At 70.4% G+C, this 14,393-nt stretch carries 11 protein-coding genes; 9 read left to right on the top strand and 2 right to left on the bottom strand.

Translation table 11 applies throughout. The features are described 5' to 3' along the window. Nucleotides 1-38: 38 nt before the first annotated feature. Complete coding sequence (locus ABZX61_RS38330; protein ID WP_355201230.1) at nucleotides 39-446, bottom strand: hypothetical protein; 408 nt, start codon at nucleotides 444-446, stop codon at nucleotides 39-41. 124 nt (nucleotides 447-570) lie between these two features. Next, on the bottom strand, nucleotides 571-1,890 hold the full coding sequence (locus ABZX61_RS38325) for a serine hydrolase domain-containing protein (protein ID WP_355201228.1): 1,320 nt from the start codon (nucleotides 1,888-1,890) through the stop codon (nucleotides 571-573). A 254-nt stretch (nucleotides 1,891-2,144) separates the two neighbouring features. On the opposite strand from ABZX61_RS38325, the gene ABZX61_RS38320 reads away from it, so the two are divergent. From ABZX61_RS38320 to ABZX61_RS38280, 9 genes are all read left to right on the top strand, one after another. Then, a complete protein-coding gene (locus ABZX61_RS38320) occupies nucleotides 2,145-3,137 on the top strand; it encodes a LacI family DNA-binding transcriptional regulator (RefSeq protein ID WP_350733999.1) in 993 nt (330 codons plus the stop codon). A gap of 287 nt (nucleotides 3,138-3,424) precedes the next feature. Further along, nucleotides 3,425-4,321, top strand: a complete 897-nt coding sequence (locus tag ABZX61_RS38315; protein WP_350734011.1) for a sugar ABC transporter permease — start codon at nucleotides 3,425-3,427, stop codon at nucleotides 4,319-4,321. Further along, entirely contained in the window at nucleotides 4,314-5,141 is an 828-nt protein-coding gene (locus ABZX61_RS38310) for a carbohydrate ABC transporter permease (RefSeq protein ID WP_350733998.1), read from the top strand. The genes ABZX61_RS38315 and ABZX61_RS38310 overlap by 8 nt, the downstream gene beginning before the upstream one ends. Nucleotides 5,142-5,163: 22 nt before the next feature. Next, entirely contained in the window at nucleotides 5,164-6,444 is a 1,281-nt protein-coding gene (locus ABZX61_RS38305; protein ID WP_355201226.1) for an extracellular solute-binding protein, read from the top strand. A gap of 25 nt (nucleotides 6,445-6,469) precedes the next feature. Further along, entirely contained in the window at nucleotides 6,470-7,567 is a 1,098-nt protein-coding gene (locus tag ABZX61_RS38300; protein WP_355201224.1) for a Gfo/Idh/MocA family oxidoreductase, read from the top strand. After that, nucleotides 7,564-8,469 (top strand): PmoA family protein, encoded by a 906-nt coding sequence (locus ABZX61_RS38295; RefSeq protein ID WP_350733993.1) that lies wholly within the window; start codon nucleotides 7,564-7,566, stop codon nucleotides 8,467-8,469. The genes ABZX61_RS38300 and ABZX61_RS38295 overlap by 4 nt, the downstream gene beginning before the upstream one ends. Then, the gene (locus ABZX61_RS38290) at nucleotides 8,466-9,281 is read left to right on the top strand and encodes a cupin domain-containing protein (protein WP_355201222.1); all 816 of its coding nucleotides are present in this window, start codon (nucleotides 8,466-8,468) and stop codon (nucleotides 9,279-9,281) included. The genes ABZX61_RS38295 and ABZX61_RS38290 overlap by 4 nt, the downstream gene beginning before the upstream one ends. A gap of 58 nt (nucleotides 9,282-9,339) precedes the next feature. Then, complete coding sequence (locus tag ABZX61_RS38285; RefSeq protein ID WP_355201220.1) at nucleotides 9,340-13,269, top strand: carboxypeptidase regulatory-like domain-containing protein; 3,930 nt, start codon at nucleotides 9,340-9,342, stop codon at nucleotides 13,267-13,269. Beyond that, nucleotides 13,266-14,309, top strand: a complete 1,044-nt coding sequence (locus ABZX61_RS38280; RefSeq protein WP_355201218.1) for a LacI family DNA-binding transcriptional regulator — start codon at nucleotides 13,266-13,268, stop codon at nucleotides 14,307-14,309. The genes ABZX61_RS38285 and ABZX61_RS38280 overlap by 4 nt, the downstream gene beginning before the upstream one ends. Nucleotides 14,310-14,393 lie beyond the last annotated feature (84 nt).

Below are 14,393 nucleotides of genomic sequence, written 5' to 3'. Positions count from 1 at the left end.
CGCGTGTGGTGACGAGGTGGGTCAGGAGATCAGGCGGCTTAGTAGATGCGGTACTTGCGGCCGCAGTTGTCGAACTTGCCGGCCCAGCAGGTGAACGTGTAGACTTTCTTGATCCCCTTGCCGCTCCAGCTCCCGACCACCTTGCCGTCGAACGAGCGGTTGAACTTGTGCCAGCTGCCGTTCTGGTAGAACTCGAACCACACCCAGCCCTTCTTCCCGCCGACCTTGTCCACGCCGTACCACTTCGTGTGGACCACGTGGCCGCTCTTCCACGTCTTGCCGAACGTGTAGGCCTTGCGGTCACTGGAGAAGAACTTCCCCCAGCTCGTCCCCGTCGAGGTGGTGGCAGCAGTGGTGGTGGTGGCCTGGGCGGCGACCGGGCTCAGGGCGAGGCCGGTGACGGCCATCGAACCGGCCAGAGCCGCGATCGCAAGAGTCTTACGCATTGGGTTCCTCCCCGTTTGTCGTGCACCGGTTGATCCGGCAGCAGGGACATTACGGAGATTCCATGCGATCAACTGTGGACAAATCCGCACTCCGAGAGTGATGGGCAACACACCTGCCAGGCGATCAACGGACCGCGGCAGCGAGCCTGTCCGCCGGGAACGGGGTGAGCGGGAGCCGGGAGGACTTGGCCTGGGGCGCGGTGGTGCCGCACAGGGATAGGAACAGGTGGTCGACCAGGGCGAAGTCGATCGGGCTCGGCACGATCTCGCCGTTCTCGTCGATCCGCTGGTACTTCGCAAGGTTGATCCCGAAGGACAGCTGGCGGCTGCCGTCCGGGCTGGACAGTGACTGCGTGATCATCCCGAACACGCCCCCGTCGTGACCCCAGAAGCGGCCGCACGGCAGGTCGAGGGAGTAGAGGCCGAGGCCGTAGTTGATCGCGGCCCCGCCGGCCAGCACCGTCACCGTCTTCTGCATCTCGGCGACCTGCGCGGCGCCGACCAGCTCGCCGCGCAGCAGCGCGCGGTAGAAGCGGTTGAGGTCGTCCATCGTGGACACGATCGCGCCTGCCGTCCCGCCCCACGACATGTTGTAGACGCTGTAGTCGCGCGGCGGGTCGATCAGGCCGAACAGCGACTCGTACGCCTTGGAGTGCGGCCCCGGGATGACCGGGGTGCGCGGGAAGGACGTGTGCCGCAGGCCCGCCTTGCGGATGACGTTGCGGGTGATGTACCGCTCGGCGTCCGTGCCCGTCACCTTCTCCAGGAGCAGGCCGGCCAGGATGTAGTTGGTGTTCGAGTACGACCCGGGGATCGCCCCGGGCTCGCCGGTCGGGGCGGCGGCCAGGCCCATCCCGACCAGTTCCTTCGGGGTGAACGTACGGAAGCGGTTGTCGTCCAGGCTCTTGGCCGAGCCCTCCAGCAGTGACGGGAACGCCGAGCCGATGTAGTCGCCGATGTGGCTGGTGTGGTTGAGCAGCATCCGTACGGTGATCCGCCGGCCGCGGTCGCCGGGGACGAGGTCGGGGAGGTAGCGGCCGATCGGGGCGTCCAGGTCGATGGCGCCGCGCGCCACCTGCTGGAGGATGGCCACCGAGACGAACGTCTTGGTGATGCTGCCCACCCGGTGCACCATGTCGGGCCGTACGGGGCGGCGCGTGTCGACATCGGCCACGCCGGACGCGCCCTGCCAGGTCTGACCCTGGTCGCGAACCTGCGAGTAGATGCCGTACATGCCCGCCTCGTGGACGGCGTCCAGGGACTTCCGGAGCGCCTGCCGGTCCAGCCCGCCGTCCTGGCTCGTCCCGGTGGCGCTCGTCGTCTGCGCGGCGGCCGGTGCGGTGAGGGTCGTCGCGGCGAGCACGGCCCCCATCCCGGTCGCGAGGGCCAGCCGCCTGGCACGGCCCACGGTCGATAGCAGTGTCCTGAATCGGAGGGATGTCATGGTCGTCAGCATGATTGAGCCGGGCTCGCGAGGTTAGTCCGCTGTGTCACCGGGTCCCCATGAGCCGTGTCACCGGGTCCCCATGACACGGGTCATCCCGAACCCATGACACTCTCGGCCTTACGGACGATGCGCCTGGCGGGTGAGCGGGCCCGCCGATCCGGTACGGGTACTCTTCTAAACCGGTCTGTTCACCGTCGGAAAGGACACTGCGGATGCCCCATGCGGCGAGGCCCACGGTCACGCTGCACGACGTGGCCGCGGCGGCCGGAGTCTCGATCTCCACCGCGTCCAGGGTCCTGGGCGGCAGCACGCGTAAGGTGGCGCCCGAGAACGAGGCCCGCGTGCTGGCCGCGGCGGCGGCCCTGCGGTACACGGTGGACGCCTCGGCCAGGGCGATGCGCCGGGCCAGCGACTCGATCGCGCTCGTCGCCGACGACCTCACGACGCCGTCCATGGCCATGGTCGTGGCCGCGATGGAACGCGAAGCCCGTACGGCCGGGGCGTTCGTCACCGTCTCGTCCACCATGGGAGCGGTCGAGCGGCAGCTCGAGACGGTCCGGGTGCTGCGCTCGCTGCGGCCGCGCGCGCTGGTGCTGACCTCCAGCCGGTTCATGGCGAACGCGCTCGGCGGGCGGCTGCTGAAGGAGCTCGGTTCGTACGAACGGGAGGGCGGCCGGGTCGTCATCGTCGGCGAGACGGACATGACTTTCGACGCGATCGGATTCGACGATTTCGCGGCCGGGCACTCGGCGGGCGCATTCGTCGCGGAAACCGGGCACCGGCGGGTGGCGATATTCGGCGGCGCTCGCGAGCTTCGCAACATGGGCTCGCGTACGGCCGGTTTCATGGCCGGACTTCGCGCCGGTGGCCTTGACGATCGGGATATCCGGATCGTTTATTGCGAAGTCAGCCGCCAGGGCGGATTCGACGCGGCGCGGCGGCTGGCGGGGGAGGGGATGTCCGGCACGGACGCGGTTCTCGCGGTCAACGACACCGTCGCCATCGGCGCGATGTCGGGATTTCGCGCCGCCGGGCTGGCGGTTCCCGAGGACGTTTCCGTGACGGGCATCGACGATATTCCGCTCGCCGGGGATGTGACGCCGCGATTGACGACCGTCGCGCTTCCGCTGGCGCAGGCGGGGGTGGAGGCGATCCGTTTCGCACTGGGAAATGCGGGTGCGGGACGGCGGCTCACCCTGGAAGGGCGGCTGATCGTGCGCGAAAGCACCCGCCCGAGGAAATAACCCCTTCCTTCGCACGCGCTTGTGCCCGCTTCCGGGGATGGCGGCGGTGGCGGCACCGAGCCCGCCGAGTTGCGCCCCCCTGGTGGTGGTGCTGGGGCCGTGAGTGCCGCCCATGGCGGTGGCGAACGGGTCGCCGCACCGGGCGCGCTCGGGCGCTGTAGCCGGTCGGTAACACCCTTGACGCGCAGGTAACGCGCGTGCAAACTGCGGAATACGTTTTCCAACGGAATACGTTTTCCAGCAACCCCAGGAGGTCACGTGTGAGTGCTCTCGGCGAGCTCCAGCGCATGCGCAAGGGCAGCCGCGGACCCCTCGGCGGCGGCAATCGGGATAACAAGGCCGCCTTCGCGTTCCTCGCCCCCTGGTTCGTCGGCCTGCTGCTCATCACGGCCGGCCCGATCGTGGCCTCCTTCGTGCTGGGCTTCACCGACTACAACCTCATCCAGCCCCCGACGTTCAACGGCCTGGACAACTTCGCCCGCATGCTCACCGACGTCCGCCTCCACCGGGCGCTCGGCGTCACGCTGATCTACGTCGTCGTCTCCGTCCCGCTGCAGCTGGCCGCCGCCCTGGGGCTGGCGCTGCTGCTCGACAAGGGGCTGCGCGGGCTGGCGTTCTACCGGTCGGCGTTCTACCTGCCGTCGCTGCTCGGCTCCAGCGTGGCCATCGCGGTGCTGTGGCGGCAGATCTTCGGCGCCGACGGCCTGGTCAACCAGCTGTTCGGCATCGAGGGCCGCGGCTGGATCTCCGACCCGGACACCGCGCTGTCGACGCTGATCATCCTGAACGTCTGGACGTTCGGCGCCCCGATGGTGATCTTCCTGGCCGGGCTGCGCCAGATCCCGCGGATGTACTACGAGGCGGCGGCCACGGACGGGGCGGGGAAGTGGACGCAGTTCAGGAGCATCACGATCCCGCTCCTGTCACCGATCGTCTTCTTCAACCTGGTCCTGCAGATCATCCATGCGTTCCAGTCGTTCACGCAGGCGTTCGTGGTCTCGGGCGGCACCGGCGGGCCGTCCGACTCGACCCTGTTCTACACGCTCTACCTGTATCAACGCGGGTTCCACAACTTCGACATGGGGTACGCCTCGGCGCTCGCCTGGCTGCTCCTGGTGATCATCGCCGGCTTCACCGCCGTCAACTTCTGGGCCGCCAAATTCTGGGTCGTTTACGATGACTGAACTCCGAAAGCTGATCAAGCACGCCGCCCTCATCCTCCTCGCCCTGGTCATGCTCTACCCGGTGCTGTGGATGGTGGTCAGCTCCCTGAGACCCGACAACGAGATCTTCCGCCGCCCCGGCCTGATCCTCGACGGGCTCCAGACCCAGAACTACGGCGCCGGCTGGACCGCGCTGGCCTCCCCGTTCGGCCACTACCTGGCCAACTCGGCCATCCTCGTGCTGGCCTGCATCATCGGCAACCTGGTGTCCTGCTCGATGGCCGCGTACGCGTTCGCCAGGCTGGAGTTCACCGGCAAGCGCCTGTGGTTCGCGATCATGCTCGGCACCATCATGCTGCCGATCCACGTGATCATCGTGCCGCAGTACATCCTGTTCTCCCAGCTCGACTGGGTGAACACGTTCCTGCCGCTGGTGGTGCCGAAGTTCCTGGCCACGGACGCGTTCTTCGTCTTCCTCATGGTGCAGTTCATCCGCGGCCTGCCACGCGAGCTGGACGAGGCGGCCAGGATCGACGGCTGCGGCCACCCGAGGATCTTCCTGCGGATCATCCTGCCGCTGATGCTCCCGGCGCTCGCCACCACGGTGATCTTCACGTTCATCTGGACCTGGAACGACTTCTTCAGCCAGCTCATCTACCTGACGGACCCGGAGATGTACACGGTGCCGGTGGCGCTGCGCTCGTTCGTGGACGCCACGGTCTCGACCTCATGGGGATCCATGTTCGCCATGAGCGTGGTGTCCCTCGCCCCGGTCTTCATCGCCTTCCTCGTCGGCCAGCGCTACCTCATCCGAGGCATCGCCACGACCGGCGGCAAGTAACCCCCCGCGAAGAGGAATCATCATGCGACGAATAGCCCTCGCCATGGCGTCGGTGCTCATGCTCAGCGCGTGCGGCAGTGGCGGCAGCGCCGGTCAGGAGCTGTCGAAGGATCCGGTCACCCTCCGTTTCACCTGGTGGGGCGCGGACGAACGGCACAAGCGCACCCAGCAGGTTATCGACCTCTTCCAGAAGAAGTACCCGAACATCACGGTCAAGGGCGAGTTCAAGGACTGGAACGGCTACTGGGAGAGCCTCGCGACCACGGTGGCGGCCAACGACGCGCCGGACGTCATCCAGATGGACGAGCTCTACCTCTCCTCGTACGCCGAGCGCGGCGCCCTGCTCGACCTCGGCACCGCGAGCAAACACCTCAAGACCGCCGACTTCGACAAGTCCGCCCTGGACACGGGCGTGGTCAAGGGCAAGCAGTACGCGCTCCCCGTCGGCCTGTCCACGTACGCGATCGTCGCCAACACCGACCTCCTCGACCAGCTCAAGATCAAACTGCCGGACGACAACACCTGGTCGTGGGAGGACCTGAAGAAGGTCGGCGACGAGGTGTCGAAGGCGGGCGGCGGCAAGGTCACCGGCCTGCAGTCGCCGGGCTTCGACGCGGGCGGGCTCAACATCTGGGCCAGGCAGGCGGGCGCGGCCCTGTTCGACGCGAACGGCAAGGTCGCCGTCCCGCCGGAGGTGCTGGCCTCGTACTGGACCTACGTCAAGGACCTGGCCAAGCAGGGCGTCACGCCGTCGCCGTCGGTCACCATCGAGCGGGCCGGCGGCTCGCTCGACCAGTCGGGCACGGCCACGAACGCCTCGGTCTTCGCCACCTGGTGGAACACCCAGCTCAGCTCGCTGACCACGGCGAGCGGCGCGAAGCTGAAGCTGCTCAGGCTCCCCGGCGAGACGCAGGCCAAGTCGCCCGGCGCGTACTTCAAGTCCTCGATGTACTGGTCGATCTCGGCGCGCAGCAAGCACCCGGCCGAGGCCGCGCTGTTCGTGGACTTCCTGGCCAACAGCCAGGAGGCGGCCGACATCCTGCTGACCGACCGCGGCGTCCCCGCGAACAAGAAGATCCGCGCGGCCATCACCCCGAAGCTCACCGAAACGGACAAAGCCGCTGCGGAGTACCTGGACACCGCCAAAGTCGGACAAGCCCCTAGAGTGACCCCGAACGGCGCCAGCGATCTCGAAGCCATCATCAAACGGCACACGGAAGAGGTGCTGTTCGACCGGGAGACGCCGGAGCAGGCGGCCAAGTCGTTCATCACGGAACTGCAGGCCGAGATCGACGGCGCCTGACAGACCCCCACATAGGAGCAACATCTTGAGTCAACGGAACTACCGGGCCGCGATCGTCGGGACCGGCGCGATCGCCCACGCGCACGCGCAGGCCCTGCTCGGGTCGGGGCGGGCCGAGCTCGTGGCGGTGGCGGACGTGGACGCCGGGCGGGCGGGCGAGTTCGCCGGGAAGTACGGCGGGCCGAGCACCCACGCGAGCCTGGACGACCTGCTGCGGGAGGAGCAGGTGGACCTCGTCCACCTGTGCACGCCGCCCCAACTGCACGCCCCGCTGGCCATCGCGTGCCTGGAGGCCGGGGTCACGGCGCTGGTGGAGAAGCCGCCGACGCTCTCGCTCGCGGAGTTCGACGCGGTGATCGAGGCGGAGCGCCGCTCGACGGCGCACGTCGCGACCGTCCTGCAGCACCGCTTCGGGGCGGGCGCGCTCCGGCTGCGCCGGCTGCAGGAGGCCGGCGAGCTGGGCCGCCCGCTGCTGGCCACCTGCAACACCCAGTGGTACCGCGACGAGGCGTACTACGCGGTGCCGTGGCGCGGCACGTGGGAGTCGGAGGGCGGCGGCCCGACGATGGGGCACGGCATCCACCAGTTCGACCTGCTGTTCTCGGTGCTCGGCCCGTGGCGCGAGGTCACGGCCGTGGCCGCCCGCCAGGCGCGCCCGGTGGACACCGAGGACGTGTCGCTGGCGCTGGTGACGTTCGAGAACGGCGCCGTGGCCACGATCGTCAACTCCGTCGTGTCCCCGAGGCAGACCTCCCAGCTCCGTTTCGACTACGAGCGCGCCACCGTCGAGGTGGAGCACCTGTACGGCTACACCGACGACGACTGGACCGTGACCCCGGCGCCGGGCCAGGAGAGCGTGTCGGAGCTGTGGGCGCAGGGGCGCACGACCACGTCGAGCGGCCACGACGGCTGGCTCGCCGCCGTCTTCGACGCGCTCGACCGGGGTGAGGCGCCTCCGGTCACCGCCGAGGACACCCGCCGGACGATGGAGTTCATCGCCGCGCTGTACACCTCCGCCTTCACCGGCGATCGCGTACAGGCCGGACAGATCACTGCTGACAGCCCGTTCGCCCGGCGCATGGACGGCACGGGCGCCCCCTGGGAGAAGGTGAGGAACCCGTGACCCTGCAGGCCACGCACGCGCTCGGCCGGTCGGTGACCGTCGCGGCCGGCGATGTCGAGCTGTTCACCTACGTCTACAGCCCCGACACGCCGGTGCTGGAGTCGCCCAAGCCGTACCTGCACCCGATCCGCACCCTCGGCGGCCGGCTCGTGTCGCTGTTCAGGCCGCACGACCACGTCTGGCACAAGGGCATCGCCTGGTCGCTGCCGCACGTCGGGGAGCACAACTTCTGGGGCGGGCCGACGTACGTGCACGGCCGGTTCTACGTGCAGCTCGAGAACAACGGCAGCGCCACGCACCGCGAGATGACCACCCTGGCGGCCACCGGCGAGCGGGTCGAGCTCGGGCACACGCTCGACTGGGCCGCGCAGGCCGGCGACCCGGTCATCGAGGAGCGGCGCTCGCTGGCCGCGCACGTCGTGGACGAGGCCACGTGGGCGCTGGTGTTCGACACGGAGATGACCAACGTGTCGGGCGGCACGCTCGCGTTCGGCTCCCCGACCACGAAGGGCCGCGAGAACGCCGGGTACGGCGGGCTCTTCTGGCGCGGGCCCCGGTCGTTCACCGGCGGGATCATCCAGTCGCCCGCCGGCGCGGGCGGGGACGAGCTGCGCGGCACGCGCGCCGAGTGGTTCGGCTTCCGCGGCCGGCACGACGAGAGCGGAGACCACTCGACGGTCGTCATGGTGGACGCCGCCGACAACCCGCAGCACCCACCGCAGTGGTTCGCGCGCAGCGAGGACTTCGCCTGCCTGTGCCCGGCACCGTTCTTCAGCGAGGAGGTCGAGCTGCCGGACGGGCAGTCGCTGCGGTTCCGGTACGCGGTCGTGATCGCCGACGGCGACCGGGGCGAGGAGGGCACGGAGCTGCTGGCCAAGCAGGGGAGGGCGGCGCTGGCATGACGTTCCCCGGAGGCACGTCCGTCAGCCGCCTGTCGGTCTACTCGGGCAGCCCGTGCGCCGACGGCCTGGAGGGCGGCACGCCGCACCTGCACACGGCCTCGACGGAGTCGTACGTGGTCATCGGCGGGCACGGCACGCTGCAGACGCTCGACGTGAACGGGCTGCGCGAGACCGCGCTGAGCGCCGGGACGACCGTGTGGTTCACGCCCGGCACCATCCACCGCGCGGTCAACCGCAGGGGTCTTGAGGTGGTGGTCGTGATGTCGAACGCGGGCCTGCCCGAGGCCGGGGACGCGGTCATGACGTTCCCCCCGGAGATCGTGGCCGACCCCGAGCGCTACCGCCAGGCCGCCACCCTGCCCCCGTCGCCCCCGTCCGGCGGCCCGCTCCCGACCGGCGGGCCTCCCGCGTCCTCCACTCCCCCCGAAGGACTCGCGCCCGGTGCGGCGGGCGCGCTCCGTGACATCGAGGAGGCCGTACGGCGCCGGCGCGAGCTGGCCGTCGAGGGTTTCCTGCGCCTGGCCGACGCCGCCGCCGACGGCGACCTGGCCCCGCTGCACCGCTTCTACGACCACGCCATCGCGCTCGTGCGCCCCAAGGCCGCGGCCTGGCGCACGATCTGGGAGGGCACGGTCGCCGAGGAGACCCGTCGCACCGCCGGGATCCTCGACGCCCTGGAGCGCGGCGACGGCGCGCACCTGCGGCGCTCCGCCCTGATGGAGAGCCCGCCGCACGACCGATGGGGGATGTGCGGCAACCTCCGCGCGCACGACGTGGCCCACCCGATCGTCCACACCCCAGAACCGAGCTGATCGCCCACCGGCGCGCCCTGCGAGGGGCGCGCCGAATTCACCCCCCAGGAGCCCGGCGATGTTCCCCCAACTGCTGACCGCTGCCATGATCCTGATATCCACCCCGCCCACGGCCACAGTCACGGCCACGGCGGGCGCCACGTACTACGTAGACGCCGCGACGGGCGACGACTCGGCCTCGGGCCTCGACCAGGCACACCCCTGGAGGAGCCTGGGCAAGGTGAACGACACCACGTTCCGTCCGGGCGACCGCATCCTGCTGCGCGCCGGACAGCGGTGGACCGACCAGCTCTGGCCCAAGGGCTCGGGCGAGAGCGGCGCGCCGATCACCGTCGACAGGTACGGCGAGGGCGGCAAGCCCCGCATCGACGGCGCGGGCCAGGTCGGCGACGCCGTCCGGCTGTTCAACCAGGAGTTCTGGACCATCCGCAACCTGGAGGTCACGAACGAGGTCCCGCCGACGGGCACCCCCGGCGAGAACCTGCGCGACCTGCGCGGCATCCACGTCTCCGGCGACAACAGCCAGACCCTCGACGGCTTCGTCATCGACGGCGTGGCCGTGCACGACGTCACCGGCCAGGTCAACTGGATCAGCGGCAGCACCGACAACAACGCGCCCGGCGTGCGCTTCAAGACCGGGTGGGACGGCTCGAAGAAGACGGGCGGCATCGTGTTCGACACGACGGTGCCCGACATCCACACGCCGCCGGACAAGGCGACCGTCCTGAACGACGTGGTCATCCAGAACTCCACGGTCGCCAACACCTCGTTCGCCGGGATCGTGTTCAAGCAGTACACCGGGGACGGCAAGAACGACGCGGGTGAGACGATCGCCACGGCCACCGGCTGGGGCACGCGGCAGAACGCCGACGACCCCAAGTTCACCCCGCACACGAACATCGTCATCAGGAACAACCACGTCACCCAGGCCGACACGGCCTACGGCTGCAACGGCATGTACCTCACGAACGTCCGGGGCGCGCTGGTCGAGCACAATGTCGTCTACCGGGCGGGCACCTCGGGCATCGAGTCGTACTACGCCGACGACGTGACGTTCCAGTTCAACGAGGTGTACGAGACGCAGCAGAAGGCCGGCGGCGCCGACTCCAACGGGATCGACCCGGACAAGGGCACCACCCGGCAGGTCGTGCAGTACAACTACCTGCACGGCAACGGCGACGGCGTGCTGCTGTGCCAGTTCGCGTTCGGTGACGCCGTGGTCAGGAACAACGTGATCGCGAGCAACACCCGCTACCAGATCTACCTGCACTCCGACCGGGCCGCGACCGCCAAGGTCTACAACAACACGATCTACAACGACAAGAGCGACTACCTCATCTACGGGTACGGCTCCTACATCGAGGCCCGCTACGACATCTTCAACAACCTCCTGTACTCCACGCGCCCGGCGACGCTGACGACCAGCCCGACCATCGGCTACAGCCACAACCTGTACGGCGGCGCCGACCTCGCGGTCCCGGACGGCGACACCGGCGCCGTGGTGGCCGACCCGCTGTTCGCGAAGGCGCCGCCGGCCGGCCCGTACGGCACCCCGGAGTCGGGCCCCCGGCTCGACACCGCGTACGGCCTGCGCGTCTCCTCCGGCTCGTACGCGATCGACGCGGGCGCCGAGATCACCGGGAACGGCGGCCGCGACTACGCCGGGACCCCGCTCTACAACGGCGGCGCGGACATCGGCGCCTTCGAGTACACCACCGCCCAGGACGCCACCACCGAGTCCGTCACCGGCACCGCCCGCACCCCCTCGGGCGCCCCCGTCGCGGGCGCGACCGTGACGGCGGCGGGCAGGACGGCGACCACCGGCGCCGACGGCCGCTTCGCGATCAGGGACCTCCCCTTCGCCGACGGCGTCGAGGTGACCGCCGCCAGGAGCGGCTACGCGAGCGCAACCGAGACCGTGAACGTGCGCCCCGGCAACACCGCCACCGCCCGCCTGACCATGGCCCCGGCCAGCACGGTCGGCTCGGTCACCGGACGCGTGCTCGACCAGGCCGCCCGCCCGCTGCCCGGCGCCACGGTCACCGTCAAGGACGGCGGGCAGGCGCTCGCCACCGCGACCAGCGGCCCCGACGGCGCCTTCACCGTGGAGAACGTCCCGGTGGGGGAGGGCTATCTGGTCCAGGCCGCGTCCGGCGGATACGTGACGGCCACCCGGTCCGGGCTGACCGTGGAGGCGGCCACGGCGACCGACGCGGGCGCGCTGCTCCTCGTCCGCCCGATCCCGGACTACGTGGCCGTGCACGACTTCGACGACCTGCCGACCGGGCCGCTGACCAGCGGTGACGGCCTCACCGTGAGCTCCACGGGTGGGAGCGTCGAGGTCGTCGAGACGCCGGGCGGCAAGAGCCTGAAGCTCACCCGCACCGCGAACAGCGGCAGCACCGGCGTCTCCCGGACGTTCGCGCTCAAGGGCGTCGTGACCGTCGAGGCCCGCGTCATGAGCGAGCAGCCCTACACCTCGGGCAACCACTGGTGGTCCGTCCCCTATGTCAGGAACGCGAGCGGGCAGAACGCCGTCAGCCTCGCCTTCACCAAGAACACGATCGTCGCCTACGCGGGCACGACCACGCGCACGGTGGGCGCCTACGAGCCGGGCCGCTGGTACCACGTCAAGGCCGTGATCGACACCGTCAACCAGCGCTTCGACCTGCTGATTGACGGCCGGAAGGCGCTCGAAGGGGCCGCGTTCAGGACCGCGCTGGACACCGTGGCGCAGATCGACTACTACGCCAACAGCACCAACTACGGCGGCATCCACCTCGACGACCTCCGGGTCGCCCAGGGGGTCGGCCTCGCCCGCGACGACACGGGCCTGCTCAGCGTCGACACCAGCCAGGGCGCGCCCGACGGCGACGTGCTGGACGTGCCCGCCCGGGTCACCGAGGTGGAGGTGACCGCCGTGGCCCGCAGCCCGTTCGCCAGGTCCGTGAGCATCTCCGGCGAGCGCACCGCCGGCGCGCAGGCGACGCGGAAGGTCACGCTGGGCGCGACCGGGGCCGAGGTGCCCGTCGTGGTCACCGCCGAGGACGGCACCGAGGCCACCCACACCCTTCAGATCAGGCGCCGCCCGCTCGACCAGGACACCACCCTGTCCGGCCTCGTCCCGGACGCGGGCACGCTGGAGCCGGCCTTCGACCCCGACGTCCTCGCCTACGCCCTGACCGTCCCCGGGGATCGGGTCGTGTTCGCGCCGACCGCGCTCAACCCGAAGTCCGCCGTCACGGTCCAGGGGCAGCCGGTCGCGAGCGGCGCCGCCGCCCCGCCCGTGCCGCTCCCGGTCGGCGACACCGAGGTCGCGGTCAAGGTGGTCGCCGAGGACGGCACGGCCGACGCCACGTACCGGATCAAGGTCACCCGCCCCGAGCCCCAGCTGCCGCAGGACGGCGCCACCGCGCCGCCCGCGCGGGCGGCGCTCTCGACCACGAGCGGGTGGCGGAACGGCCTTCACGACGGCACCTACGACGTGACCATGAACCTCTGGTACGGCGTCAACGCCAGCGTGTTCGTCCTGTACGAGAACGGCAAGGAGATCGCCAGGCGCGACCTCACCCCGAGGACGCCGTCGGCCCAGAAGGCCACCGTCCCCGTCACCGGCCGCCCCAACGGCACCTACGTCTACACCGGCGAGCTGCTGAACCAGGCGGGCCGGACCGCCACCACGTCCGTGCGGGTCGTCGTGACCGACGCGAACCCCGGCAAACCCGTGATCGGTTCGGACAACTGGGACGGCGACGGCGAGTACACCATCCGCATGAACATGTGGTGGGGCACCAACGCCACCTCCTACCGCCTCTACGAGGACGGGGTCCTCGTCGACAGCCGGCAGCTCGACGCCGCCACCCCGGCCGCGCAGAGCGCCGCCACCGTCCTGTCCGGACGGCCGGCGGGAACGCGCACGTACGTGGCCGAGCTGGCGAACGCGGCGGGTGTGACCAGGAGCGACCCGCTGACTCTGGTGACAGAATGACCCGTATGGAGGAGGGGTCCACGGCCCCGCCGACCCTGCACGACGTCGCCCGCGAGGCGGGCGTGTCCATCGCGACGGCGTCGCGCGCGCTCAACGGCAGCACGCGCAACGTCAGGTCCGAGAACGTCTCCAGGGTGCGCGCGGCGGCGGCCAAGCTCAACTACGAGCCGCACCTGTCGGCGCAGGCCATCGCGAAGGGTTCGACCAGGACCGTCGCGCTGGTGGTGCGCGACGTGGCCGACCCCTACTTCTCCTCCATCGCCGCCGGGGTCACCCAGGCGGCCGAGGCCGCGCAGCTCATCGTCACCATGGCGGTGGCCGACGGGTCGCCCGAGCGCGAGCTGGAGATCGTCAGGACGCTGCGGGGGCAGCGGCCGCGCGTGATCATCGTCGCGGGCAGCCGGGTCGCGGGCTCCGCGACCCGGGACACGCTCATCGAGGAGTTGGAGGAGTACCGGACGGCGGGCGGGCGGGTCGTCATGATCAGCCAGCGGGACCTGCCGTTCGGCACCGTCACGATCGACAACCACGGCGGCGCCCGCGACCTCGCGCGGGCGCTGGTGGAGGTGGGATACCGGCGCTTCGCCGTCTTCCACGCCGCCGGCGAGCTGCGCACGTCCCGCGACCGCCACGAGGGCTTCCGCGCCGGGCTGGGCCCCGGCATGCCCGAGCCGCTGGCGATCGAGACGGCCTTCACCCACGCGGGCGGCTACGACGCGGCGCGCCGGCTGGTGGAGCGGGGGTTGGCGGACGTGGAGGCGGTGTTCGCGGTCAACGACGTGATGGCGATCGGCGCCATGACGGCCTTCCGCGACGCCGGGGTGGTCCCGGGCGCGGACATCGGGGTGGCGGGCTTCGACGACATCGCCTCGGCGCTGGACGTGGTGCCCGCCCTCACCTCCGTGGCGGTGCCGCTGCGGGAGGCGGGCCTGAGCGCGATGCGGCTCGCGCTGTCGGACGAGGAGAGCGCGGGCGATGTGCGGCTCCCGGCCCGCGTCGTCCTGCGCGAGAGCACACCTGGGGCTCCACGACTTTCCTGAGGGGAAAGTAGATGCTACTTTCCTCATAGGAAAGTAGTCGACCACGGGGGTGGCGTATGAATCCGCAGGATGCCCAGGCTTCGC

It is taken from the genome of Nonomuraea sp. NPDC003709, assembly GCF_040610775.1.
In the GTDB taxonomy this organism is placed as follows: Bacteria; Actinomycetota; Actinomycetes; order Streptosporangiales; family Streptosporangiaceae; genus Nonomuraea; species Nonomuraea angiospora_A.
The sequence above is the reverse complement of the archived record's forward strand: the minus strand, read 5'-3'. Positions and strand labels throughout refer to the sequence as shown.